The sequence below is a fragment of the Luteimonas kalidii genome (assembly GCF_029887935.1).
Classification (GTDB): domain Bacteria; phylum Pseudomonadota; class Gammaproteobacteria; order Xanthomonadales; family Xanthomonadaceae; genus Luteimonas; species Luteimonas kalidii.
The window spans coordinates 290,146-314,021 of the sequence record NZ_JARXRO010000014.1 but is presented as its reverse complement, the minus strand read 5'-3'; the positions used below and the strand labels follow the sequence as shown (position 1 = coordinate 314,021).

Sequence of the window (23,876 nt, the reverse complement as noted above, 5' to 3'; positions counted from 1 at the left end):
GCGGCATACTAGGGCGCTGTTCCCACCGCTCCCGTGAAGTCCGATGTCGCGCGCCTACAACTTCAGCCCCGGACCCGCCGCACTGCCCGAACCGGTCCTGCGCCAGGCGCAGGCGGACATGCTCGAATGGGGTGATGCGCGTGCGTCGATCGTGGAGATCAGCCATCGCGGCTCCGAGTTCCTGCAGGTCGCGCGCCAGGCCGAGGCCGACCTGCGCACCCTGCTCGCGATTCCCGACGACTACGCGGTGCTGTTCCCCGCCGGCGGCGCCACCACGCAGCAGGCACTGATCGCGCTCAACTTCGCCGATGCGGGCCAGCGCGTGGACTACGTGGTCAGCGGGCACTGGGGCAAGACGGCGCTGAAGCAGGTCCCGTCGGTCGATGTGAACATCGCCGCGAGCGGCGAGGCCGACGGGTTCCGGAGCATCCCGGCGCGTGAATCTTGGCGCCTGTCGGACGAGGCGGCCTATGTCCACGTCACCGCCAACGAGACCATCCACGGCGTCGAGTACCGCCCCGCGTGGGGACAGGTGCCGCCCGACACCGGCGATGTGCCGCTGTTCGCCGACTTCAGCTCCAGCATCGCGTCCGAGCCGATCGACGTCTCGCGCTACGGACTGATCTACGCCGGTGCGCAGAAGAACCTCGGCCCGGTCGGCATCAGCGTGGTGATCGTGCGCCGCGAACTGCTCGAGCGTGCCGGCCAGCCGCGCGCCGACATCTTCGACTACCGCTCGCAGCTGGCGAACGAGTCGATGCTCAACACCCCGCCGACGTGGAACTGGTACCTGCTCGGGCTCACCGTGCGCTGGATGATCGAGGAGGGCGGCACGGCCGAGTTCGACCGCCGCAGCGCGCTCAAGTCCTCGCTGCTGTACGCGGCGATCGACGGCTCCGGCGGCTTCTACCGCAACGAGGTCGATCCGGCCGTGCGCTCGCGCATGAACATCCCCTTCTTCCTCGTCGATCCGACGCTCGACGCCGCGTTCCTCGACGGTGCGCGCGCAGCCGGCCTGATCGGACTCAAGGGCCATCGCGTGCTCGGCGGCATGCGCGCGTCGATCTACAACGCGATGCCTGTGGAGGGCGTGCGCGCCCTGGTCGACTACATGCGGGAGTTCCAGACGCGACATGGCTGACAAGCGCACGCCGGGCAGGACCGGCAGCACCCCGGGCAACGCCGCGAAGAAGGGCCGCGTCCGCACAGGCACGCAACCGGGTATTGCGGCAGCGAAGCGGCCCCCCGCGCGCGGCCCGGCGAAGGTGCAGGCCTCCGGGGAGGCGTCCGGGGACGCGGGCGCACGCCAGGGCGCCGCCGACGCATCGGCACGCAGCCGGGTCGAGTTCTCCAAGCAGGCCAGGCCCGACCTCGCCTCGGTGCGCGCGCAGATCGACGGCATCGACCGCGAGATCCAGTCCCTGATCGCCGAGCGTGCCCTGTGGGCGCACCAGGTCGGCAAGGCCAAGGGCAAGCTGGCCGCGGCGATCGACTACTACCGCCCCGAGCGCGAGGCGCAGGTGCTGCGGCGGGTGGTCGACCGCAACGACGGCCCGCTGACGGACGAAGTGCTGGTGCGGCTGTTCCGCGAGATCATGTCGGCGTGTCTGGCGCAGCAGGAGCCGCTGAAGATCGGCTACCTCGGCCCGGAGGGCACGTTCTCGCAGCAGGCGGTGCACAAGCATTTCGGTCACTCCGCGCGTGGCCTGCCGCTGGTGAGCATCGAGGAAGTGTTCGACGAGGTCGCCGCGGGCAATGCCGATTTCGGCGTGGTGCCGGTGGAGAACTCCGGTCAGGGCACGATCCAGTCCACGCTCGACATGTTCCTGACCTCTCCGCTGAAAATCTGCGGCGAGGTGGAGCTGCGCGTGCACCAGTACCTGCTCTCGCGCACCGGCCACCTGGAGGATGTCGAGCGGGTGTATTCGCACGGCATGTCGCTGGCGCAGTGCAAGAACTGGCTGCGGCAGAACCTGCCGGACGTGCACAAGGAGGCGGTGGCGAGCAACGCCGAGGCGGTGCGGCGGGCGAAGAAATCGGACGACGCGGCGGCCATCGCCGGCGAGAACGCCGCCCATGTGTACGGCATGAAGGTCGTCGCGGGACCCATCGAGGACCGCACCGACAACACCACGCGGTTCCTCGTGGTGGGCCGGGCATCGTTCCCGCCTTCGGGCAACGACCGCACTTCGCTGATGGTGTCGATCCGGGACCAGCCCGGCGCGCTCTACAAGATCCTCGAGCCGCTGGCGCGACGCGCGATCAGCATGAACCGGATCGAATCGCGGCCCGCCCATGGCGCGCTGTGGCAGTACGCGTTCTTCATCGACGTCGAAGGCCATGTCGACGAATCGCCGTTGAAGGATGCGCTGGCCGAGATCGACGATTTCGCCGGCGACGTGCACGTGCTCGGGTCCTACCCGGTCGCCGTGCCCTGACGCGTGCGCGCGAGACCCGGCGCGGCAGCTGCGTGCCGCTCGCGCGCCAGAGCCGCACACGCGCGAGTTTCGCAGCGCGATCCGTCGAGGCGCGGCCCATCTCCTCTTTCTCTTCTTCTTTCTTTCGGACGGCAGCAATGAGCAGCAGCGGCATGGGGACGGACTGGATCGCATCACGCGGCACGCCACTGCACGGGACACTGGCGGTGCCCGGCGACAAGTCGGTCTCGCACCGCGCGATCATGCTCGCCTCGCTGGCCGACGGCACGTCGCGGATCGAGGGGTTCCTGGAGGGCGAGGATGCGCGCGCGACCGAGGCCATCTTCCGCCAGCTTGGCGTGGAGATCGAGGTGCCGGGCCCGGGACGGCGCGTGGTCCATGGCGTCGGGATCGATGGCCTGCGTGCGCCGGACGGCCCGCTCGACTGCGGCAACGCCGGCACCGGCATGCGACTGCTCGCCGGACTGCTGGCGGGGCAGTCCTTCGACAGCGTGCTGGTCGGGGACGCGTCGCTGTCCAGGCGCCCGATGCGGCGCGTCACCGTGCCGCTGGCGCGCATGGGCGCGCGCATCGACACCGGAGAGGGAGGCACGCCGCCGCTGCACATCCACGGCGGGGCCGCCCTGCAGGGCGTCGAGATCACCACCGAGGTGGCGAGCGCGCAGGTCAAGTCCGCACTGCTGCTGGCGGGGCTGTACGCGGCCGGCACCACCACGGTGCGCGAGCCGCATCCGACCCGCGACTACACCGAGCGCATGCTGCAGGCGCTGGGCTGGCCGATCACGTTCTCACCGGGATACGCGCGTCTGGAGGGTGGCCAGCGTCTGGTGGCGCGCGACATCGTGGTGCCTGCAGACTTTTCCTCGGCGGCGTTCTTCATCGTGGCCGCGAGCGTGGTGCCAGGATCGGATCTGGTGCTGCGGCGGGTCGGCATGAATCCACGCCGCACCGGACTGCTGCACGTCCTGCGTGCGATGGGCGCGGATGTCGAGGAAACGCCGGCGGGCGAACAGGGCGGCGAGCCCGTGAGCGATCTGCGCGTGCGTCATGCGCCGCTGCACGGGATCGAGGTGCCGACGGAACACGTGGCGGACATGATCGACGAGTTCCCGGCGCTGTTCGTGGCCGCTGCCTGCGCCACGGGGACGACCGTGGTACGGGACGCGGCCGAACTCCGGGTCAAGGAATCGGACCGCATTTCCGCGATGGCCGCCGGACTGCGGACGCTCGGCGCCGAGGTGGACGAGACCCCGGACGGCGCCACCATCCACGGCGGCGCATCGCTGCAGAAGGGCACGATCGAGAGCCACGGCGACCATCGCATCGCGATGGCGTTCGCTATCGCCGCGCAGCGGGCCGACGGCGAGGTGCGGATCCGGGACGTGGACAACGTCGCCACCTCGTTCCCGGGCTTCGATGCGCTGGCCAGCGGAGCGGGATTCGGGCTGCGGACGGCAGTTCCGACGGTCTAGCGGCGTATCCCGGGCGCCGGTCGCGCGCCAGGTCCCCGTGCGGCGGCGATGTGCCGCGCCGGATCGCCCTTGGACCAAGCACGCTCACGCCGCCGTGCCCAACGAAAGCGCGCTCCCGTAGGAGCGCGCAGAGGATTGGAGCATTGGGCGACGCCTGCGGTCACTGCGTATCCAGGCGGAAATCCACCGGCACCTGCACGGTCGAGGCGACCGCCTGGCCGTCCCGGATCGCAGGCTCGAAGGTCCATCCACGCACCGCCTGCAGCGCGGCGCGATCCAGCTCGCGGGAACCGCTGCGTTGCGCGATCGACACGTCCGTCGGCGACCCGTCGGCGCCGACGGCCACTTCCACCATCACCGTGCCTTCCTCGCCCGCACGCATGGCTGCGCCCGGATATTCCGGCGCGCTCTGCGAGAGGGGACGCGCATCGCGGTTGGGCAGGGCGGGCGCAGCGCGTTCGCGTACCGTCTGGTCCCGCGCCGCGGGTTCGGTGGACACCGGGGATTCGGATGGAGCCGGAGTGGTCTCGCCGATCGGGGTCGCATCCGGCGGCACTTCGGTGGCGTCGTGCCGGCCCAGGAAGTACCAGGCAGTGGCGATGATCGCCAGCAGCAGCAGGATCCACAGCACCATGCTGGCGCCGCCGCTGCGGCGCGGCGGAACGTCCGCGGGGAGGGGCTCGGTGCCCGGCGCGGGGGCAGGCCGTTGGGTCATGGGGTCGGACATCGTCGGGTCCTCGTGATGGGTCGAGGCGACGATTTCACGCGCCGCGTCGAGGACGCGTCGCTGTGGCGTCAACAGCGGGTGAGCGCGGATCAGCGCGGGGCGTCGAAACTGATGACCTGCTGAACGGTGGCGGGAATCGCGACGCCGTCGCGCACCGCCGGTTCGAACCGCCACCGGCGCACGGCCTGCATCGCGGCCCGGTCCAGCGCACGGTTACGGCTGCTGCCGATCACCGTGACATCGCCGGGGCGTCCATCGGCCCCCACCTCGATCCGCAGGACGACGTCGCCCGAGGCGCCGGCGCGCAGGGCCGCCGACGGATAGTCCGGCGCCGGCGCCGAGAGCGGACGCGGCACGCTGGCGTCGGCGAGCGGCCCGCTTGCGGCCGGTCCTTCGCCGGGGGCGACTGGCGCCTGCGCCTGAGCGGGCGGCGGAACCGGCGACTGCGCCTGCTGGTCGATGCGTGGCGCCTCGTCGCGCGCGGGCGGTCGGTCGTCCATGCCGCTGGCGGTCGATTCCCCGGCCGGCAACGGAGCGGGCAGGGGCTCGAACACCTGGCCGGGCACGCCGGGCGCGGGCTCGCCCGCACGATGGAATTCGAACTCGTCGCGCTTGTTCGACAGCACGAGTGCGAACAGCAGCAGTCCGGCCAGGATCGCGCCAAACACCAGCCACCAGCCGCGCCCGGCGGGCAGGAAGCGGGAGATCCGGCGCAGCGGCGACGTGGACGCGGGCGATGTGGACATGCGATGGCGTGGCGGCAGCAGGGATGCGCCGATTCTGGCACATGCGCCGCGCATGCCCGGGCGCGCCGGCAACGGCTACGCAACTCGGCGATAATCGACGTTTTCCAGCACCGTGCCCGCCATGCTCGATCCCAGCCTGCTCCGCCAGCACCTCGACCAGACTGCCGCGCAGCTGCGCGAGTTGCGCGGGTTCGTCCTGCCGGTCGCACAACTCCAGGCGCTGGAGGCCGAGCGCAAGCGGATCCAGGTGCGCACCCAGGAGTTGCAGAACCTGCGCAACACGCGCAGCAAGGCGATCGGCCAGGCCAAGGCGCGCGGCGAGGACGCGGCGCCGCTGCTGGCCGAGGTCGCGGGACTGGGCGACGAACTCAAGGCCAGCGAGGCGCGGCTGGACGCGATCCGCGGCGAACTCGAGGCGATCGCGCTCGGGCTGCCGAACCTGCCGGATGCCTCGGTGCCCGTCGGCGCCGACGAATCGGGCAATGTCGAGCAGCATCGCTGGGGCATGCCGCGCACGTTCGATTTCGAAGTGAAGGACCACGTGGAACTGGGCGTGCGCCACGGCTGGCTCGACGGCGACACCGCGGCGAAGCTTTCCGGCGCGCGCTTCACCGTGCTGCGCGGCCAGCTGGCGCGCCTGCACCGGGCGCTCGCGCAGTTCATGCTCGACCTGCATGCGCAGGAACACGGCTACGAGGAAACCAACGTCCCGGTCATCGTCAACGCGGACAGCCTCTTCGGCACCGGCCAGCTGCCGAAGTTCGAGGAGGACATGTTCGCCACCCAGCTGGGCGAGCACCGGCGTTACCTGATCTCCACCGCAGAGATCTCGCTGACCAACATCGTCCGCGACACGATCGTCGACGCGGACCGCCTGCCGCTGCGCATGGCGGCGCATTCGCTGTGCTTCCGCTCCGAGGCCGGCAGCGGCGGGCGGGATGTGCGCGGCATGATCCGCCAGCACCAGTTCGAGAAGGTCGAGCTGGTGTCGGTGACCGCGCCCGCCGACAGCGACGCCGAGCACGAGCGCATGACCCGCTGCGCGGAAGTGGTGCTGGAACGGCTCGGGCTGCCGTACCGGCGCATGCTGCTGTGTTCGCGCGACATGGGGTTCTCGGCCCGCAAGACCTTCGACCTCGAAGTCTGGCTGCCCTCGCAGCAGACGTATCGCGAGATTTCCTCGTGCTCGAACTGCGGCGACTTCCAGGCCCGCCGCATGCAGGCGCGCTGGCGCAATTCCGACACCGGCAAGCCCGAACCGGTGCACACCCTCAACGGCTCGGGCGTGGCGGTCGGCCGCGCCCTGATCGCGGTGATGGAGAACGGCCAGCAGGCCGACGGTTCGATCCTGGTGCCCGAGGTGCTGCGTCCCTACATGGGCGGCGCCGAGCGCCTCGCCTGAGCGCGGCCCGGGCGCGACCGCCGTCGGCCGCGGTCAGGCGGCCCGCCGCAGCGGCTCCGGCAGCGCGCCGTGCGCGCGTTCGATGGCGGCTGCACGATGTTCCGGCGACAGGCCGATCCCGTCGGCGCGGATGAACTCGACGGCTTCGACGCCCAGGAACGCGAACATGTGGCGCAGGTAGGGTTCGACGAAATCGGTCGGCTGGCCCGCGTGCACGCCACCGGCGGACGCGACCACGATCACCCGCTTGCCGCCCGCCAGGCCTTCCGGGCCAGTCTCGGTGTAGCGGAACGTGCGTCCGCGCACGGCGATCCGGTCGATCCACGCCTTGAGCGAGGACGGAATCGAGAAGTTGTACATCGGGGCACCGATCACGATCACGTCCGCATCCAGGAACTCGCGCAACGCCGCCTCGCCCCGCGAGGCCTCGATCTCGTCCTGCCCGGCCAATGTGGCACCGGAGAGGTGGGGCAGGGGGTCGCGGGCGAGGTCGTGCGTCACGACCTCCAGGCCCGGTACGCTGGCGCGCCAGCGTGCGACGATGGCGCCGGTGAGCTCGCGGCTGACGGACTGGTCGCCCAGGATGCTCGAATCGATGTGCAGCAGTTTCATGGCCTTGGCTCCTACGCCGGCGGGCCGCCGGGCACGGGTCATACCGTAGGTTGTTGCGCTGTTGGAATAAACATGCTGAAATGCCACGCATTGTTCTATTGAGGAGGCCACCGTGCAGGATCTCAACGACCTCTACTACTTCGCCATGGTGGTCGACCACGGCGGTTTCGCGGCGGCCGAGCGTGCGCTGGGCATCCCCAAATCGCGCCTGAGCCGACGCATCAGCCAGCTCGAGACCGACCTCGGCGTGCGGCTGCTGCAGCGCTCGACCCGGCGTTTCGCGGTCACCGATGTGGGCCAGAGCGTGCATCGCCATGCGCAGTCGATGCTGGCCGAGGCCACCGCCGCACGCGAGGTGGTGGACCGCCTGAGCGCGGAGCCCCGCGGCGTGGTGAAGGTGAGCGTGCCGGTGGGCGTCGCCCAGCAGCTCATGCCCAAGCTGCTGCCCGAATTCCTGGCCCGCTACCCGGAGGTGCGGGTACAGATGCACGTCAGCAACCGGCGCGTGGACGTGATCAACGAAGGCTTCGACATCGCGATCCGCGTGCGCACCAAGTTCGACGACGACGGCAGCCTGGTGATGCGCAGCTTCGGCCAGATCCAGGAGTTGCTGGTGGCCAGCCCGCGCTACCTCGACAAGGCCGGGCGCCCGACCGCGCCGGAGGATCTGGCATCGCATACCGCGATGACCATGGGCGAGGACGAGGGCCGCCAGCGCTGGGAGCTGCAGGGCCGCGACGGCGAGGTGCGCCGGATCGACCTCAAGCCACGGGTGTCGGGGTTCGATTTCCCGATGCTGATGGATCTGGCCAAGCAGGGGCTGGGGATCACCATGCTGCCGGAGACGATGTGCGCCGACGCGGTGCGCAGCGGTGAACTGGAAGTGGTGCTCCCCGACTGGCGCCTTCCGCAGGGCGTCGCGCACGCGGTGTTCGCCTCGCGTCGCGGCATGCTGCCGGCGGTGCGGGTGTTCATCGATTTCCTGGCCGAGAAGTTGCCGCCGCTGATCGAGGAATCCAGCCTCAATTGCCGGCACTGCGGCAAGGACGCCGATCAGGCCGGGAACCGGGCGCCGGCGCCCGGTCGCAAGCCGTCCGCCACCGCGGCGCATGCGACAATGCGCTGACCCGCCGCAGCGGCGCGGCGACGCCCGCCGGGCGGCCGTGCCGCGCCCGGTGGCGCTGGCGGCTCACATGCGGAAGGGTGGCAGAGTGGTCGATTGCAGCGGTCTTGAAAACCGCCGATGCGCAAGCATCCGTGGGTTCGAATCCCACCCCTTCCGCCATCCGTGCCGCGGACCTGGAGCACCAGGCGGATGAAGACGTTCGGCCTGTTCGTCCTGACCGCGCTGGCCGAAATCATCGGATGCTACCTGCCGTACCTGTGGCTGAAGCAGGGCCGCTCGGCCTGGCTGCTGGTGCCGGCGGCGCTGAGCCTGGCGCTGTTCGCCTGGCTGCTGACCTTCCACGAGACCGCGGCCGGGCGCGTGTACGCCGCGTATGGCGGCGTCTACGTGGCCACTGCGCTGGTGTGGCTGTGGGCGGTCGACGGCGTGCGTCCGACGCCGTGGGACCTCGCCGGCGTGGCGGTGGTGCTGCTGGGCATGGGCATCATCATGTTCCAGCCGCGCTGAGGGCGGATCGCCCGATCCGGACGCAGGATCGGGACGCGTCGCGGCGAAGTCCGTGTGCGACCGCTCAGGTCACGTCGATATCGAAGTGCAGCACGTCTTCGCGCACGCCCAGCTTCGTGTACAGCGCGACGGCAGGTGCATCCGGCGGATCGGCCTGCACGTAGATCACCCACGCGCCGCGCTCGCGCGCCACTCCGCGCAGCCGGTCGATCAGCATGGTGGCGATGCCTGCGCGGCGATGCCCCGCGTGGACCGCGAGGCCGTAGATGTAGATCTCGCTGCGCGCCTGCTCGAACTTCTGCAGTTCGTACGCGGCCAGTCCCCCGACCACGCGCGTGCCGACCGTCGCCACGATGGCGATGAAGTGGCTACCGCCGAGCAGGCGCCGCAGGTAGGCATCGTCGGGCTGGGCCGCGGTGTAGGTGTCGCGTTCGTCGAAGGCCTCGCCCATCATCGCGAGCATGTCGCGCAGCAGGCTGACGTCGGCAGATCCGAGGCGCCGGATCTCCACCGGAATGGGTGTCTGCATGGAATGTGCCCCCGTGGACGGCGCGCAGCGCATCGTGCGCACCCGCAGTGTCCCCGGAGTCCGCGATCCGGCAAGGGCCGCAGGTCACGACGGAACCGGGGCGGGTTGCGCGCGGCCGGTGCATGGCGCTAGCCTCCCGACGGGGATGCATGACGAGGGATGACAGGGATGACGATCCGGGTGTTCATGGTCGACGACCATGCGCTGGTCCGCGCCGGGATGCGCATGATTCTTTCGGGTGAAACCGACATCGAGGTGGTCGGCGAGGCCGAGAGCGGCGAGACCGCGCTGCCGCTGATCCGCAAGCTCAAACCGGACGTGGTGCTGTGCGACCTGCACCTGCCCGGCGTGAGCGGGCTGGAGGTGACCGAACGCATCGTCCGCGGCCGGCACGCGAAGGTGATCGTGGTGTCGGTGCTGGAGGACGGGCCGATGCCGCGCAAGCTGATTGAGGCCGGCGCATCGGGCTACGTGGGCAAGGGCGGCGATTCGAACGAACTGCTGCGCGCGGTGCGCGACGTGGCCCGCGGCAAGCGTTATCTCGCCGCCGGCATCGCGCAGAAGCTGGCCCTGTCGGGGCTGGACGGGCAGCGCTCGCCATTCGACGAGATCACGCCGCGCGAGCTGGAGATCGCGATGCTGCTGGTGCAGGGGCTGCGGCAGGAAGACATCGCCCGGCGCCTGAGCCTGAGCCCGAAGACGGTGAACACGCACAAGTCGCGTCTGTTCGCGAAGCTCCAGATCGACGACACGATCGCGCTGGCGCGACTGGCGAGCCAGTACGGGCTGGTGGATCCGTCGCAGGTGCTGTAGCCGCGATCGCTGGGCGTCCAGGCGGCCCCAACGTGGGTTTATGCGCCTGCAATCCCGTGCGCGGCTGCACGATGGATCGGTCGGGCAGCCAGCAGGCGCCGCGGACAGCTCGTGCGGGTGCGTGCCTGACGCGCACCCGCACGATGGCGGGTGCGCGCAGGTCGACCTCACGCGTTGCGTGTGCCGGTGTCGGTCGTGGCGTCGGTCGCCTCGTCCTTGTCGCGCGGATCGTTCGCGCTTTCTTCCGCAGCCAGGGCATCGGCCGCCTCGGTCGCGGGCGAGGCCGGCGTCGGCGCGACCGGCGCGGGCGCATCGAACAGGCCGGGCGCTGAGGGTCGTGCGACCGCCGTCCGCTCTGCATCGAGCGAGGCGGATGCCGCAGCCGCGGCTTCCGCCGGCTCGACCTCGGCCGTGGCGAACCGTGCGGTCCCGGGCTCGGGTGTCGCGGCCATGTTGCGACCTGTGTCGGCCGGTTCCGCATCGACACCAGCCGCGACCGGCATGCCGACCGGCGCAACGGCGTCCGGCTCGCTCGCAGGTGGATCGACCGCTGCGACCGCTGCGGGCGCCGTGGCCGGCGCCTGCCTCTCGGGCGTGGGAGCAGTTGCTCCGGTGTCGCCCATCGTCGACGCCTCCACAGACGCGAGCCCGTCGGTCGGCCCGGCAGTGCCGGTCGCGACGGCGCGATCATCGCGCGCCGGCTGCGATGCGGGGGAAGGCGCGCGGAGCGCCTCGCTACTACGATCGGACATCGAATCGCCGGTGCGCGCCGCCTCGGTGGCGGCCACTGCGGTCCGCTCCGGGGAACGCTCAGTCCGTTCCGGGGAGGTGGACGGCGTGGAAGGCGTCGTCGCCGGATCGTCGAACTCGAACTCCGGCTGCGTGCGGCGTGCCAGCGAGGCCGCGGCCGCCTCGGCCTCGTCCTGGCCGTCGTCGTCCTGATCGCCCGCTTCGCTGGTGCCGTCGGTGCCGTTGCCGGTGCCGGCTTCGCCGGTGCCGCGGCGACGGCGACGGCCACCCCGGCGTCCGCGACGGCGACGGCCGGCGGTCGCGCCGTCTTCGCTGTTGGTGGACTCGGGTGCGTCGGCGGGCGCCGTCTCTTCAGCCACTGCGTCCGTCGGGTCTGCGGTCATCGCTTCATGCGTCGCGGCCGCAGCCGCGACTGCAGCGGCAGCCTGCTCCGGCGCGGTCGGCGTCCTGACGGGTTCGAGTCCGGGCGCGGCGGTCTCGGGTACGGTCGCCTCCGCCGGATCGGAGGGCTTCGGCCCCCGCGACGCGGACTTCTGCTTCTTCGGTGCCTGAGGCTGGCCGGCCTGCGCCGCCGACGCCTGGCGCGCGGACGGAGTCCGCGAGCCCTGGCCCTGGCCCTGGCGGGGCTCCTTCTGTGCCGCGGCCGGCGACTGGGCGCCGGGCTCGCGACGCGCGCCCTTGCCGCTGCGCTCGCGACGTCCGCCGCGTTCGCCACGTTCCCCGCGCTCGCCACTGCGTTCGCTGCGGTTGCCGCGGGTCTCGCGCGCGGGCTGGGTCGCGCGCGGCGACGGGGCAGGTGCGGTCGCGGGTTCAGTGGCGAACAGGCGCTTCACCCAACCCATCAGGCCGCCGGTCGCAACCGGCGCGGCGACCGCAACGGGCGCGGGGGCGGGGGCTTCGACCGCCACAGGCTCGGGCTGCGGCTCGCGGACCGGCGCAGGCTGCGCCGGACGCACGTTGGTGACCGCGGGTGCGGGGATGTTGAGGTTGTTCTTGTTGAGCGCGATGGTCGCCACCTTGCGCGGCGTGCCGCGCTGGTAGCTCGGACGGGCGGTTTCCTCGCCCAGCTCGTTCTCGCGAATGCGCGTGACCTCGTAATGCGGGGTGTGCAGCTGTTCGTCGGCGACGATCACGATCGGCGCGTCGTGGCGCTTCTCGATCTCGGCCAGCGCACCGCGCTTTTCGTTGAGCAGGTAGTTGGCGATTTCCACCGGCGCCTGCACCAGCACCTGGCCGGTGTTGTCCTTCATCGCGTGCTCCTCGGCGACGCGGATGATCGACAGGCTCAGCGATTCGACGCTGCGCATGCGACCGTGGCCCTCGCAGCGCGGGCAGACGATCTGGCTCGATTCGCCCAGGCTGGCGCGCAGGCGCTGGCGGCTCATCTCCAGCAGGCCGAACTTGGAGATCCGGCCCAGCTGCACGCGGGCGCGGTCGTACTTGAGCGCGTTCTGCAGCTTGCCCTCGACCTCGCGCTGGTGCTTGCTCGAATCCATGTCGATGAAGTCGATCACCACCAGACCGCCCAGGTCGCGCAGCCGCATCTGGCGCGCGACCTCCTCGGCCGCCTCCAGATTGGTGTTGAACGCGGTGGTCTCGATGTCGGCGCCCTTGGTGGCGCGCGCGGAGTTGACGTCGATCGCGGTCAGGGCTTCGGTCTGGTCGATCACCAGCGCGCCACCCGAGGGCAGGCGCACCGTGCGCTCGTAGGCCGCCTCGATCTGCGATTCGATCTGGTAGCGGTTGAACAGCGGGACGTCGTCGGTGTAGTGCTTGAGCTTGCGCAGGTTGTGCGGCATCACCTGTTCGACGAAGTCGCGCGCCTCGTCGTACATCTCCGGGGTATCGACCAGGATCTCGCCGATGTCGGCGCGCATGTAGTCGCGCAGGGCGCGGGTGATCAGGCGCGATTCCTGGTAGATCAGGAACGGCGAGGGCTTGCTGAGCGCGGCCTCGGCGATCGCGCGCCAGATCGACAGCAGGTAGTCCAGGTCCCACTGCAGCTCTTCGGCGTCGCGGCCGACGCCGGCGGTGCGGATGATCACGCCCATCTCGTCGGGGATGGCCAGCGCGTCCATCGCCTTCTTCAGCTCGGCGCGGTCGTCGCCCTCGATCCGGCGCGAGACCCCGCCGGCGGTGGGCGAGTTCGGCATCAGCACCATGTAGCGGCCGGCCAGCGAGATGAACGTGGTCAGGGCGGCGCCCTTGTTGCCGCGCTCTTCCTTGTCGACCTGGACCACGACTTCCTGGCCTTCGCGCAGGAGTTCCTTGATGTTGCCGGAGCGGTGGTCGGCGCCGGCCTGGAAGTAGTCGCGGGAGATTTCCTTCAGCGGCAGGAAGCCGTGGCGCTCGGCACCGTATTCGACGAAGGCCGCCTCGAGGGACGGTTCGAGCCGCGTGATGCGGCCCTTGTAGATGTTGGATTTCTTCTGTTCGCGGGACGGCTGTTCGATGTCGATGTCGTACAGGGACTGGCCGTCGACGATGGCCACGCGCAGTTCTTCGGCCTGCGTGGCGTTGATGAGCATTCGCTTCATGGTTGCGTTCCTTGCGCTGTCCGCTGCCCCGTGCCTCGTTCAGGCGAGCGGGAGCAGGCGCGCGGAACGCCGGGGCGTTTCGCCTGGAGCTTCGGTTGGCCGCCAGCCGCGCAAGCGCAGCGGCGATCCCGGGTTTCCAGCGCTACGACACCACGGCGGACCGCGGGAGCGCTTCAATCAAAAAAGTGTTGCAGGGCCGGCGGCTGCCTCGGGACGGCCTGTCGGGGCCGGCTCTCGCGCCGCGCGGGACATGTTCAGCACCGCTGCCTTCGCAACGGGCGATATCCGGGACTGCCGTCCAGCCGCTAACATGGCCGCCCCGAGGGCGGTGGCCGCGTACTGGCCCGGGTCTCGCGGAAGGCGGGCTTTCGGCCCGGGATCTTCCAGCGAAATCAGCACCTTATCTCGCCCGCCGAGTGTATCAGATAAAGCCCGAGAATGAATGACGCCCGGTCCCAGCCCGCCCCGACCGGCGGCGTACGCACCGTCCCGGTGGACGGAGAACGTGCCGGCCAGCGGCTCGACAACTTCCTGCTGTCCCAGCTCAAGGGGGCGCCGAAGTCGCTGGTCTACAAGATCGTGCGCAGCGGCCAGGTGCGCGTGAACGGAGGGCGGGCCAAACCCGAGACCCGTCTCCAGGCCGGCGACCAGGTGCGGATCCCGCCGGTCCGCCTGGGTGAGCCCGCGGACCGCGGCGCGCCGGCCCGGGGCCTGCTGGAGGCGCTTGCGGCGAGCATCGTGTTCGAGGACGCCCGGCTGCTGGCGATCAGCAAGCCCAGCGGCATCGCCAGCCATGGCGGCAGCGGGATCGGTTTCGGCGTGATCGAGACCCTGCGCGCGCTGCGTCCGGGCGAGCCGCTGGAACTGGTACACCGCCTGGACCGGGACACCTCCGGCCTGATGGTGGTGGCCAAGAAGCGCTCGGCCCTGCGTGAGCTGCAGGCGCTGATGCGCGAGGATCCCCGCGCCGGCGGCGGCTCGATCCGGAAGCGCTACCTGGCCCTGCTGGCCGGGCGCATGCCCGACGGGGTGATGAGCGTCGACGCGGCGCTGCACGTGGGCCTGCGCCAGGGCGGCGAGCGCCACGTCCAGGTGCAGCCCGATGGCAAGCCGTCGCTGAGCCATTTCCGGGTGCTCGAGCGCCGGGGCGGACACTCCTATTGCGAGGTACGGATCGAAACCGGCCGTACCCACCAGATCCGCGTCCATGCCGGACATATCGGGCATCCGGTGGCAGGCGACGACAAGTACGGCGATCCCGCCGTCAACCGGCGCCTGCGCGAGCAGGCCGGGCTCAAACGCCTGTTCCTGCACGCGGCTTCGCTGGAATTCGCGCTCGAGGCGGGGCGGGTGCCCTACGTGCTCAACGCGCCGCTGGTGCCGGAACTGGTCGAGGCCCTGGACCGTCTGGCCTGAGGCCCGCCGGGGTCACGCCGCCAGCGCGTCGGTCTTGGCCGCGCAGATGAAGTCGTTCTCGCTCAGCCCGCCGACATCGTGGGTGGAGTAGCGCACCACGCAGCGGTCGTAGTGCACGCCGAGGTCGGGATGATGGTCCTCGCGATGGGCGATGTAGGCCAGCGCGTTCACGAACGCCATGGTGCGGTGGTAGTCGTCGAAGCGGAAGGTGCGGGTCAGCGCGCGGCCGTTCTCGGCCAGTTCCCAGCCGGGCACTTCCGGCAACAGTTCGCGCACGCGCGCCTCGCCGAGACGGTGCTCGACGCCGCGGCGCGGCAGGCAATGGGCCTGGACGAGGGGGACGAGGTCCGACATGGCGGGGGTCTCCTGTGGGGGCTGGGCACGCATGAACGGATCGTGTGCAGGGGCACCCGCCGCGGCGTGGCGTGCGGGCATCACGCAGGGCTGGGCCTAGAATAGTCCAAACCCGGAAGCGAACATGATCCAGATCTCCGACAACGCCCAGGCGCATTTCCGCAAACTGATCGAGCGCGAGGCACTGCCCGGCCTCGGCGTGCGCCTGGCCGCGGTGCACGCGGGCACGCCCAAGGCCGACGTCCGGCTCGAGTTCGCCGAACCCGACGAGCTGCGGGGCGACGAGTGGTCGATCGACTGCGACGGCTTCACCCTGTGGCTGGACGCGCCCAGCGCGCCGTTCCTGGACGGGGCGCAGATCGATTACGAGTCGCGCGCCACCGGCGGCCAGCTGCAGATCCGCGCGCCGAAGATCAAGGGCGAGGTGCCCGCGGAATCGGCCTCGATGGTCGAACGCGTGCGCTGGCTGATCGAATCGGAGATCAACCCGCAGCTCGCCACCCATCGCGGCCACGTTTCATTGCAGGAAGTGACCGCCGACGGCGTGGTGGTGCTGCGCTTCGGCGGCGGCTGCCATGGTTGCGGGATGGTCGACGTGACCCTCAAGCAGGGGATCGAGCGCACGCTGATGGAGAAGGTGCCGGGCGTGACGGCGGTGCGCGACGCGACCGACCACGACACCGGGACGGCGCCCTACATGCCCCGCGGCGCGGACTGACGGACCGCGCGCGGGGTGTTCTCGTCCGCTGACCTGATCGAGGCGGTCCAGCGCGCGCTGCGCAAGGGTCGCTCGATCCGTCCGCCGCGTCCCCCTGGCGAGTGGCCGCCCGGCTGGAATGCCTGGTTCGCGAACGCGCGCATCGGCCCCGTCCGTCCGATCGCGGCCGTGCCCGATGCGCTGGTCGGCGTGTTGCTGCTGCGCGAGCCGCTCCATGCCACCGGCTATCGCCGGCTCACCGGGCTGCAGGCTTTCGCGCGCCTGTGGCGGCACGATTGGCGCGAGCGTCCTGCCCCGGACCGGCGCACCCGGCGGTTCGCGATGGTTTCGTCGGTGCTGCTGCACGCGCTTTGGCTGCAGCTGATGATCCTGTTCATGGTCGGGCGCTTCCCGAGCGGGGAAGAGGAGGCCGAGCGGCTCGGCGAGACCATCACCCAGGTCGAGTTCATCGGCGAGGGCACGCCGGAGGCCGAGGGCGGCGGCACCCAGCAGGCCGAGCAGCCGGCACCGGCCGTGGCCGCAAGCCAGGCCCCTGCTGCGGCGGCTCCGGCGGCTGCGTCGCCCGAGCCGCCGCCACCCGCACCTCCGCCGTCGGTGGCCGAGGTGGAGCCGGTGCCCGAAGCGGTTCCGCCACCGGTCGTGGAGCAGCCGCTCGAGGTGACCGAGACCAGCGAACCGGATTCGGATTTCCAGCTGGCGCCGCCGCGGATCGATGCGCCGCCGATGCGCGCGCTGCCCACACCGGAGCTGCAGGCTCCAGCGCCCGAGATCCGGGTCGTCGAAGTGCCGCTGGCGACGCCGCCGCCGCAGGTCCGGCCGCTGCCGCGACGCGAGATCAGCGTGCCCGACCTGGATCAGCCCGAGGTCGAGATCGTCGAACGTGCAGTGCCGTCGCCCGCGCCCGAGGTGTCGCTGCGGGCGCCGAGGCCGATCGCCGACGCCGCGCCTGAACTGCGCCGCGAGGGCCCGGCCATCGCCGAGCGTGCGATCGAGCTGCGCGCGCCGACGCCCGCCGCGGGCACGGCGCAGGGCACCGCGAACCGTGTCGACGGCGCGCCGTCCGCCAGCGGACAGGCGTCGTCGACCGCAGCCGCCGCGGGTGGGACGCGCGACGCCGGCGAGGGCGCGACCCCTGCGGCCTCGACCGCCGGTGCGGGCCCGGCCTCCTCGCCGGCGCCGGGTGCGCTGCCGTCGCCGCGTCGCGGCGACGACTGGGGCGATTCGGACCGCAACGTGCCCGGCGGGCAGGCGGGTAGTCCCGGAGGCCTGTTCAATGCCGACGGCAGCCCGCGCCTGGCCGGCAACACCGGCGCCACGGGCGGCGGGCTGCCGCCCGGCACGATCACCGAGGACTTCGAAAAGATCGATCGCATGGGCACCTGGCTCAAGCGGCCGCCGATCGGCTACGAGCCGACGGCGTTCGACCGCTTCTGGGTGCCGCACGAGACGCTGCTGGAGGAATGGGTCCGGCGCAGCATCAAGGAGGTGCTGATCCCGATCCCCGGCACCGGCAAGCGCATCCGCTGCACCGTGGCGATGCTGATGCTCGGCGGGGCCTGCGGCCTCTCGGACCCGAACATGCTGGATGTCGAGGCCGAGGCACGCCGCCCGCCGGATGTTCCGTTCAAGCGCGAGCTCCAGGAAGACCAAGACAGCCTGGCGCCAGCGCCTGCGACGAATCCCTGAGCACCTGCCGGGCGCGCGCTGCGAGGCGTCGTTCTTCGTCCGCTGCCGCTGCGGCCCCCCGGCACGTCCGGTCGAATCGGTGTACGCCTGCAGGGCGGCGGGGATCCTGATCCAGACCTCTCGCCGGCAGGGAAGAACCGGCGTGTGCGCCCGGGCCTGCCGTGCATCGGGCGATTCCGCAGGCGTTCCCAAAAAAGAAGGCCCGCACGCGGCGGGCCTTCCGGTCGGACGCTGGCGAAGCCGTCAGTGCACGCCGTGCAGGTCGCGCAGTTGCGAGGGGCGCGAGCCGAAGTACGCCGCCAGGTCGGCGATCTGCTGGTCGGTCAGGTGCGAGGCCTGCTGCGACATCAGCGCGTGCTCGCGACGTCCGTCGCGATACTGCCGCAGCGCGTGCGCCAGGTAGTCGGCGTACTGGCCACCGAGCTTGGGATAGCTGGCGTCCAGCGGCACGTTGCCGTCGGCGCCGTGGCAGTCGATGCAGGACTGGCCGGTCGCAGGACCCTTGGCATTGGCTTGGGTTTCGCCTTCGGCGATGCGGCCGTCGGGCAGCCCGGCCGACGAGGATGCGGAGGCCTGCGGGCCCTGGGCTTCGTCGGCGCCGCCGCACGCGACCAGGGCGCAGACGATCAGGGAAGCAGCGGCCACACGGCCGAATCGGATCGAACGGATCATCGGGTCAGCTCCGACAGGAAGGCGGCGATATCGGCGATGTCCTGGTCGGAAAAACTCTGCGCCTGGGCCTGCATGGTCGGATGCTGCCGGGTGCCCTTGCGGTACTCGTTCAGCGCGTTGGTGAGGTAGACCGCGGACTGGCCACCGATCCGGGGCACGTGGTAGGTCGGATAGACGTTCTTGTAGCCGACGATCCCGTGGCAACCCTGGCAGGTGTAGGTGAGCAGGCGACCGGTGTCGGCATTGCCGGCAGGCGCGGCGGCAGCCGGGGCCGGAACGGGCGCAGGCGCGGCCGGGGCAGCGGACGCGTTCGCGGCAGGCGCCGCGTCCTCGCTCGCCGGCGCGGGGGCTTCCTGGGCAGTGGCGGTGCTTGGCAACGAGGCCAGGGCGAGCAGGGCGACGGCAAAGCCGGCGGCGATCGTCAACGGTCGCGTCATGGAGTGGTCCGCAATCCTGGGTGGCTGTCTGGCTGGAGTATCGCGATCGGCGACGCCCGGCGTCGCGCAATCGGGCCAGTATAGCTTGCGGTCCACCGGGTGTTAACGCATGGTGCGCGCCTGCCGCGCATCCACGCATCTGCGGCGCCGCGAAGCCAAGGGCCAGCGCAACGCGTCGGCTGCAACGGATCGCGTCACGTCGGCATCCACGATGACGTCCAGATCGGACGTTGCCGGCAGTCACCATGACCTTCGGCGGATGCCGCCCGCAGTGCGGGTGATATACCTTGCTACAACACCATAGGGGCTCAGGCACTTCCATGCATACGATCCGCTTCCTTCCCGGCGTCCGGCCGGCCCTGGCCATTGCCCTGCTGTCGACCGCAGCGCTTCTGTCCGCGTGCAAGGGGGGCGGCGACGCCCAGGCGAAGGAGGGCGAGGGGAACAAGGGGCCCGATGCCATCCCGGTCGAGGTCGAGCGCGTGGCGCGCCGGGCGATCGCGGCCAGCTACGCCAATACCGCCACCCTCGAGCCGCGCGCGGAGTCGCAGGTCGTGGCCAAGACCTCGGGCGTGGCCCTGGAGGTAATGGCCGAGGAGGGTCAGACCGTGCGCGCCGGCCAGCCGCTGGTTCGCCTCGACGCGGACCGAGCGCGCCTGCAGGCGGCGCAGAGTTCGGCCCAGCTGCGCAAGCTGGAGGCCAACCATGCGCGTGCACGGCAACTGGAGGCGCAGCAGATGGTGAGCGCCAACGACCTGGACCAGCTGCGCTTCGACCTGGAAAACGCGCGCGCGGTGAACCGGCTGGCCAATCTCGAACTGTCCTACACCACGGTGGTGGCGCCGATCTCGGGCGTGATCGCCTCGCGCGACATCAAACCGGGCAATTTCGTCCAGATCAATTCCCCGATCTTCCGCATCGTCGACGCCAGCCGGCTGGAAGCCACGCTCAACGTACCCGAGCGCGAGATCGCCAAGCTCAAGCCCGGGCAGGGCGTGGAACTGGTCGCCGACGCGCTTCCGGGCAAGCGTTTCGCCGGGACCGTGGATCGGGTGTCGCCCGTGGTCGACACCGGTACCGGGACCTTCCGCGTGATCGCCGCGTTCGCCGGCGACGGTGAACTGCAGCCGGGCATGTTCACCCGCCTGTCGATCAACTACGACCAGCGCGCCGACGCCCTCGTGGTCCCGCGCGCGGCGCTGCTGGAGGACGGCGGCGAACCCGCGCTGTTCGTGGTGCGCGACGGCACGGCCGCGCGCGTGGCGGTGAAGCTGGGCTATGCCGACGGCGGCTGGATCGAAGTGCGCGAAGGCCTGAAGCAGGGCGACGCGGTGGTGGTGGCCGGCAAGGCGGCGCTGCGCGAAGGCAGTGCGGTTCAGGTCATCGGCGAGAAGGATGCCGCCGTGGCCGCGAAGCCGGCGCCGGCGCAGGACGACGCGGCGCAGGCGGGCAACTGATGTCGCCGCACGATCTGCCGCCGCCCGGCGGCTCGGGTCTGGTGGAGTTTTCCACCCGCCGCCGCGTCACCATCGCGATGATGACGCTGACCCTGGTGCTGTTCGGCCTGATCTCGCTGTCGTCGCTGAAGGTCGAGCTGCTGCCCGACCTGAGCTATCCCACGCTCACCGTGCGCACCGACTACGAAGGCGCGGCGCCGGCGGAGGTCGAGACCCTGATCTCGCAGCCGGCCGAGGAGGCGCTGGGCGTGGTCAAGGGCCTGCGCAAGCTCAAGTCGATCTCGCGGACCGGACAGAGCGACGTGGTGCTCGAGTTCGCGTGGGGCACGGACATGGAACAGGCCGGCCTCGACGTCCGCGACAAGATGGAGACGCTGCAGCTGCCGCTGGAAGCGAGCCCACCGGTCCTGCTGCGCTTCAATCCCTCCACCCAGCCGATCATGCGCCTGGCGCTCTCGTCCACCGTCGAGGCTGGCGACGAGACCGATGCCGTGCGCCGGCTGATGGAACTGCGCCGCTACGCCGACGATGACCTCAAGCGCAAGCTCGAGCCCGTGTCCGGCGTGGCCGCGGTCAAGGTCGGTGGTGGCCTGGAGGACGAGATCCAGGTCGACATCGACCAGCGCCGTCTGGCGCAACTCGGCCTGTCGCTGGACGACGTGATCCAGCGCCTCCAGCAGGAGAACGTCAACCTGTCCGGTGGTCGCCTGGAGGAAGGATCCCAGCGCTACCTGGTGCGCACGGTCAACCAGTTCGCCGACGTCGAGCAGATGCGCGGGATGCTGCTCACCAAGGCGGGCGGCAGTGCCGATGCCGGCTCGTCCACCGGCGACAACCAGCAGCTGATGATGGCCATCCTCGGCAGCCGCGACCCGAACGTGATCGCCGCGCTGCGCAGCGACGGCGGCGGCGGTGGCGCCTCGCCGGTGCGGCTGCGCGACGTGGCCGAGGTCCGCCAGGGCTACAAGGAGCGCGAGGCGGTGATCCGCAGCGCCGGGCACGAGGCCGTCGAGCTGGCGATCTACAAGGAGGGCGATGCCAACACCGTGTCCACCGCCGACGCGCTCGAGGCGCGGCTGGAGCAGGTGCGCGAGGAGCTTCCGCGCGACATCGCGCTGACGGTGGTCGAGGACCAGTCGGTGTTCATCCGCCACGCGATCAGCGACGTCAAGTTCGACGCCGTGATCGGCGGCCTGCTGGCGGTGCTGATCATCTTCCTGTTCCTGCGCGACGGCTGGAGCACGTTCGTGATCTCGCTGTCGCTGCCGGTGTCGATCATCACCACGTTCTTCTTCATGGGCCAGCTGGGGCTCAGCCTGAACCTGATGTCGCTCGGCGGGCTGGCGCTCGCCACCGGGCTGGTGGTGGATGATTCGATCGTGGTGCTCGAATCGGTGGCCAAGGCACGCGAACGCGGACTGGGCATCCTCGAGGCCGCGATCGAGGGCACGCGCGAAGTGTTCATGGCCGTGGTCGCCTCGACCCTGACCACGATCGCGGTGTTCCTGCCGCTGGTGTTCGTCGAAGGCATCGCCGGCCAGTTGTTCCGCGACCAGGCGCTGACGGTCTCGATCGCGATCGCGGTGTCGCTGCTGGTGTCGATGACGCTGGTGCCGATGCTCAGCTCGCTCAAGGGGCGCGCGCCTATGTCGTTCCCGGAGGAGGAGCCGCATGCGCAATGGCGGCCGGACAGCCGCTGGAAGAAGCCCGTCGCGGCGACCGGTCGCGGCGTCGGCGCGGCGGTGCGGGGCGCGTTCTTCGGCGCAGCCTGGCTGGTGGTGAGGCTGTGGCGCGCGCTGGTCGCGGTGGTGGGGCCGGTGATGCGCAAGGCCAGCGATCTGGCGATGGCGCCGTACAACCGCGCCGAATCGCGCTACCTGCGCATGCTGCCCGCGGCGCTCGCGCGCCCCTGGCTGGTGCTGGGCGGTGCCGCGCTGGCGTTCGCGCTGACCCTGGGGACGCTGCCGTTCCTGGGCGTGGACCTGATCCCGCAGCTGGCGCAGGACCGCTTCGAGATGACCGCGAAGCTGCCGCCCGGCACCCCGCTGTCGCAGACCGATGCGCTGATCCGCGACGTGCAGCGGCGCCACGGCGAGGAGGAGGGCGTGCGCCTGCTGTATGGCGTGTCCGGCACCGGCACCCGGCTCGATGCCAGCCCGACCGAGAGCGGCGAGAACATCGGCAAGCTGTCGGTGGTGATGGACGACACCTCGCGCGAACAGGCCCTCACCGAGCGCCTGCGCGGGACGATGGCCGCCTATCCCGCCGCACAGGTGGACTTCGCGCGGCCGGAACTGTTCGCGCTCTCGCCGCCGCTGGAGATCGAGATCGAAGGTTCGGACCTGGAGGCGATCCGCGTCGCCGGCATGCGCCTGGCCGACCTGCTGCGCGGCAATCCGCACTACGCGGACGTGACCTCGACCGTGGAGCAGGGCTTCCCCGAGATCCAGGTGGTGTTCGACCAGGACCGCGCCGCGGCGCTCGGCCTGACCACGCGCCAGATCGCCGATGCGGTGGTGAACAAGGTGCGCGGCAACGTCGCCACGCGCTACAGCTTCCGCGACCGCAAGATCGACGTGCTCGTGCGGGTGCAGGAATCCGAACGCTCCTCGGTGGACGACATCCGGCGCCTGATCGTCAATCCCACCGGCAGCAACCCGGTCGAGCTGGCATCGGTGGCGGAGGTGGTCTCGACCACCGGCCCGAGCGAAATCCACCGTGCCGACCAGCGCCGGGTGGCGATCGTGTCCGCCAACCTGCGCGACATCGACCTGGGCGCCGCGGTCGCGGAAGTGCAGCAGATGGTGGCCGACAACCCGATCGGCACGGATGTGTCGATGCGCATCGGCGGCCAGGGCGAGGAACTGGGAGATTCGATCCGCTCGCTGCTGTTCGCCTTCGGCCTGGCCGTGTTCCTGGTGTACCTGGTGATGGCCTCGCAGTTCGAATCGCTGCTGCATCCGTTCGTGATCCTGTTCACCATCCCGCTCGCGATGGTGGGCGCGGTCGGCGCGCTGGTGCTCACGCACTCCCCGATCTCGGTGGTCGTGTTCATCGGCCTGATCCTGCTGGTCGGGCTGGTGGTGAAGAACGCGATCATCCTGGTCGACAAGGTCAACCAGCTGCGCGAGGCCGGGGTGGCCAAGCGCGAGGCGCTGGTGGACGGAGCCCGCTCGCGCCTGCGCCCGATCATGATGACCACGCTGACCGCGGTGTTCGGCTTCATGCCGCTGGCGCTGGCCTTCGGCGAGGGCGCCGAGGTGCGCTCGCCGATGGCGATCACGGTGATCGGCGGCCTGCTGGTGTCGACGCTGCTGACGCTGCTGGTGATCCCGGTGGTGTACGACCTGCTCGACCGCAAGCCGGACGAGTACTACGCCGAACGCGGCCGTCGCGCGCGCCGCACGGCGGCCCAGGTGGCCGAGGTGCTGGCGCACGAGCAGGACGCGCTCGACGGTCCCGGCGCCAGGAGCTAGG

20 protein-coding genes and 1 tRNA gene are annotated in these 23,876 nt (G+C 70.8%); 13 read left to right on the top strand and 8 right to left on the bottom strand.

The features are described 5' to 3' along the window. Positions 1 to 43: 43 nt before the first annotated feature. From serC to aroA, 3 genes are all read left to right on the top strand, one after another. A complete protein-coding gene (gene serC, locus QFW81_RS06965; protein WP_280577949.1) occupies positions 44 to 1,141 on the top strand; it encodes a phosphoserine transaminase in 1,098 nt (365 codons plus the stop codon). Next, a complete protein-coding gene (gene pheA / locus QFW81_RS06960) occupies positions 1,134 to 2,438 on the top strand; it encodes a prephenate dehydratase (protein WP_280577948.1) in 1,305 nt (434 codons plus the stop codon). Before serC ends, pheA begins: the two co-directional genes overlap by 8 nt. A 137-nt stretch (positions 2,439 to 2,575) precedes the next feature. Beyond that, entirely contained in the window at positions 2,576 to 3,910 is a 1,335-nt protein-coding gene (gene aroA / locus QFW81_RS06955; protein WP_280577947.1) for a 3-phosphoshikimate 1-carboxyvinyltransferase, read from the top strand. Positions 3,911 to 4,070: 160 nt separating this feature from the next. Here the strand turns inward: aroA and QFW81_RS06950 are convergent, their stop codons facing one another. Both QFW81_RS06950 and QFW81_RS06945 read right to left on the bottom strand, forming a co-directional pair. Further along, entirely contained in the window at positions 4,071 to 4,637 is a 567-nt protein-coding gene (locus QFW81_RS06950) for an energy transducer TonB (protein ID WP_280577946.1), read from the bottom strand. An 89-nt stretch (positions 4,638 to 4,726) separates the two neighbouring features. After that, positions 4,727 to 5,383, bottom strand: a complete 657-nt coding sequence (locus QFW81_RS06945) for an energy transducer TonB (RefSeq protein WP_280577945.1) — start codon at positions 5,381 to 5,383, stop codon at positions 4,727 to 4,729. Positions 5,384 to 5,504: 121 nt separating this feature from the next. Here QFW81_RS06945 and serS point away from each other — a divergent pair, with 121 nt between their 5' ends. Beyond that, on the top strand, positions 5,505 to 6,785 hold the full coding sequence (gene serS, locus QFW81_RS06940; RefSeq protein ID WP_280577944.1) for a serine--tRNA ligase: 1,281 nt from the start codon (positions 5,505 to 5,507) through the stop codon (positions 6,783 to 6,785). Positions 6,786 to 6,818: 33 nt separating this feature from the next. On the opposite strand, the gene QFW81_RS06935 is transcribed toward serS, so the two are convergent. Then, positions 6,819 to 7,397, bottom strand: a complete 579-nt coding sequence (locus tag QFW81_RS06935) for an FMN-dependent NADH-azoreductase (protein ID WP_280577943.1) — start codon at positions 7,395 to 7,397, stop codon at positions 6,819 to 6,821. Between the two features lie 97 nt (positions 7,398 to 7,494). Here QFW81_RS06935 and QFW81_RS06930 point away from each other — a divergent pair, with 97 nt between their 5' ends. From QFW81_RS06930 to QFW81_RS06920, 3 genes are all read left to right on the top strand, one after another. Continuing rightward, entirely contained in the window at positions 7,495 to 8,523 is a 1,029-nt protein-coding gene (locus QFW81_RS06930; RefSeq protein ID WP_425603993.1) for a LysR substrate-binding domain-containing protein, read from the top strand. 71 nt (positions 8,524 to 8,594) lie between these two features. Beyond that, a tRNA-Ser gene (locus QFW81_RS06925) sits at positions 8,595 to 8,682 on the top strand. A 30-nt stretch (positions 8,683 to 8,712) separates the two neighbouring features. Next, positions 8,713 to 9,030, top strand: a complete 318-nt coding sequence (locus QFW81_RS06920; RefSeq protein ID WP_280577941.1) for a YnfA family protein — start codon at positions 8,713 to 8,715, stop codon at positions 9,028 to 9,030. 64 nt (positions 9,031 to 9,094) lie between these two features. Here the strand turns inward: QFW81_RS06920 and QFW81_RS06915 are convergent, their stop codons facing one another. Next, positions 9,095 to 9,559: an AAC(3)-I family aminoglycoside N-acetyltransferase gene (locus QFW81_RS06915; RefSeq protein WP_280577940.1), complete on the bottom strand. Its 465-nt coding sequence runs from the start codon at positions 9,557 to 9,559 to the stop codon at positions 9,095 to 9,097. Between the two features lie 168 nt (positions 9,560 to 9,727). On the opposite strand from QFW81_RS06915, the gene QFW81_RS06910 reads away from it, so the two are divergent. Beyond that, the gene (locus tag QFW81_RS06910) at positions 9,728 to 10,372 is read left to right on the top strand and encodes a response regulator (protein WP_280577939.1); all 645 of its coding nucleotides are present in this window, start codon (positions 9,728 to 9,730) and stop codon (positions 10,370 to 10,372) included. 167 nt (positions 10,373 to 10,539) lie between these two features. On the opposite strand, the gene QFW81_RS06905 is transcribed toward QFW81_RS06910, so the two are convergent. Continuing rightward, entirely contained in the window at positions 10,540 to 13,659 is a 3,120-nt protein-coding gene (locus tag QFW81_RS06905) for an Rne/Rng family ribonuclease (RefSeq protein WP_280577937.1), read from the bottom strand. 438 nt (positions 13,660 to 14,097) lie between these two features. Here QFW81_RS06905 and QFW81_RS06900 point away from each other — a divergent pair, with 438 nt between their 5' ends. After that, positions 14,098 to 15,075 (top strand): RluA family pseudouridine synthase, encoded by a 978-nt coding sequence (locus QFW81_RS06900; protein ID WP_280577936.1) that lies wholly within the window; start codon positions 14,098 to 14,100, stop codon positions 15,073 to 15,075. Positions 15,076 to 15,087: 12 nt separating this feature from the next. On the opposite strand, the gene QFW81_RS06895 is transcribed toward QFW81_RS06900, so the two are convergent. Continuing rightward, complete coding sequence (locus QFW81_RS06895; protein WP_280577935.1) at positions 15,088 to 15,429, bottom strand: 4a-hydroxytetrahydrobiopterin dehydratase; 342 nt, start codon at positions 15,427 to 15,429, stop codon at positions 15,088 to 15,090. A 124-nt stretch (positions 15,430 to 15,553) separates the two neighbouring features. Between QFW81_RS06895 and QFW81_RS06890 the strand changes: the two genes are divergently transcribed. Continuing rightward, positions 15,554 to 16,147 (top strand): NfuA family Fe-S biogenesis protein, encoded by a 594-nt coding sequence (locus QFW81_RS06890; protein WP_280577934.1) that lies wholly within the window; start codon positions 15,554 to 15,556, stop codon positions 16,145 to 16,147. Positions 16,148 to 16,162: 15 nt separating this feature from the next. After that, entirely contained in the window at positions 16,163 to 17,833 is a 1,671-nt protein-coding gene (locus QFW81_RS06885) for a hypothetical protein (protein WP_280577933.1), read from the top strand. Positions 17,834 to 18,076: 243 nt separating this feature from the next. Here the strand turns inward: QFW81_RS06885 and QFW81_RS06880 are convergent, their stop codons facing one another. Beyond that, positions 18,077 to 18,505, bottom strand: coding sequence for a c-type cytochrome (locus tag QFW81_RS06880; protein WP_280577932.1), 429 nt, complete (start codon positions 18,503 to 18,505; stop codon positions 18,077 to 18,079). Then, entirely contained in the window at positions 18,502 to 18,942 is a 441-nt protein-coding gene (locus tag QFW81_RS06875) for a c-type cytochrome (protein WP_280577931.1), read from the bottom strand. Before QFW81_RS06875 ends, QFW81_RS06880 begins: the two co-directional genes overlap by 4 nt. Positions 18,943 to 19,262: 320 nt before the next feature. Here QFW81_RS06875 and QFW81_RS06870 point away from each other — a divergent pair, with 320 nt between their 5' ends. Continuing rightward, positions 19,263 to 20,399: an efflux RND transporter periplasmic adaptor subunit gene (locus tag QFW81_RS06870; RefSeq protein ID WP_280577930.1), complete on the top strand. Its 1,137-nt coding sequence runs from the start codon at positions 19,263 to 19,265 to the stop codon at positions 20,397 to 20,399. Beyond that, on the top strand, positions 20,399 to 23,875 hold the full coding sequence (locus tag QFW81_RS06865) for an efflux RND transporter permease subunit (protein ID WP_280577929.1): 3,477 nt from the start codon (positions 20,399 to 20,401) through the stop codon (positions 23,873 to 23,875). Before QFW81_RS06870 ends, QFW81_RS06865 begins: the two co-directional genes overlap by 1 nt. Position 23,876 lies beyond the last annotated feature (1 nt).

Coding starts and splice junctions, on each gene's coding strand:
- QFW81_RS06950 (WP_280577946.1), bottom strand. CDS start 4,637: ATGTCCGACCCCATGACCCAACGGCCTGCCCCCGCGCCGGGCACCGAG.
- QFW81_RS06865 (WP_280577929.1), top strand. CDS start 20,399: ATGTCGCCGCACGATCTGCCGCCGCCCGGCGGCTCGGGTCTGGTGGAG.
- QFW81_RS06895 (WP_280577935.1), bottom strand. CDS start 15,429: ATGTCGGACCTCGTCCCCCTCGTCCAGGCCCATTGCCTGCCGCGCCGC.
- serC (WP_280577949.1), top strand. CDS start 44: ATGTCGCGCGCCTACAACTTCAGCCCCGGACCCGCCGCACTGCCCGAA.
- QFW81_RS06890 (WP_280577934.1), top strand. CDS start 15,554: ATGATCCAGATCTCCGACAACGCCCAGGCGCATTTCCGCAAACTGATC.
- QFW81_RS06875 (WP_280577931.1), bottom strand. CDS start 18,942: ATGACGCGACCGTTGACGATCGCCGCCGGCTTTGCCGTCGCCCTGCTC.
- QFW81_RS06935 (WP_280577943.1), bottom strand. CDS start 7,397: ATGAAACTGCTGCACATCGATTCGAGCATCCTGGGCGACCAGTCCGTC.
- QFW81_RS06910 (WP_280577939.1), top strand. CDS start 9,728: ATGACGATCCGGGTGTTCATGGTCGACGACCATGCGCTGGTCCGCGCC.
- QFW81_RS06900 (WP_280577936.1), top strand. CDS start 14,098: ATGAATGACGCCCGGTCCCAGCCCGCCCCGACCGGCGGCGTACGCACC.
- QFW81_RS06870 (WP_280577930.1), top strand. CDS start 19,263: ATGCATACGATCCGCTTCCTTCCCGGCGTCCGGCCGGCCCTGGCCATT.
- QFW81_RS06920 (WP_280577941.1), top strand. CDS start 8,713: ATGAAGACGTTCGGCCTGTTCGTCCTGACCGCGCTGGCCGAAATCATC.
- QFW81_RS06915 (WP_280577940.1), bottom strand. CDS start 9,559: ATGCAGACACCCATTCCGGTGGAGATCCGGCGCCTCGGATCTGCCGAC.
- QFW81_RS06945 (WP_280577945.1), bottom strand. CDS start 5,383: ATGTCCACATCGCCCGCGTCCACGTCGCCGCTGCGCCGGATCTCCCGC.
- serS (WP_280577944.1), top strand. CDS start 5,505: ATGCTCGATCCCAGCCTGCTCCGCCAGCACCTCGACCAGACTGCCGCG.
- aroA (WP_280577947.1), top strand. CDS start 2,576: ATGAGCAGCAGCGGCATGGGGACGGACTGGATCGCATCACGCGGCACG.
- pheA (WP_280577948.1), top strand. CDS start 1,134: ATGGCTGACAAGCGCACGCCGGGCAGGACCGGCAGCACCCCGGGCAAC.
- QFW81_RS06905 (WP_280577937.1), bottom strand. CDS start 13,659: ATGAAGCGAATGCTCATCAACGCCACGCAGGCCGAAGAACTGCGCGTG.
- QFW81_RS06880 (WP_280577932.1), bottom strand. CDS start 18,505: ATGATCCGTTCGATCCGATTCGGCCGTGTGGCCGCTGCTTCCCTGATC.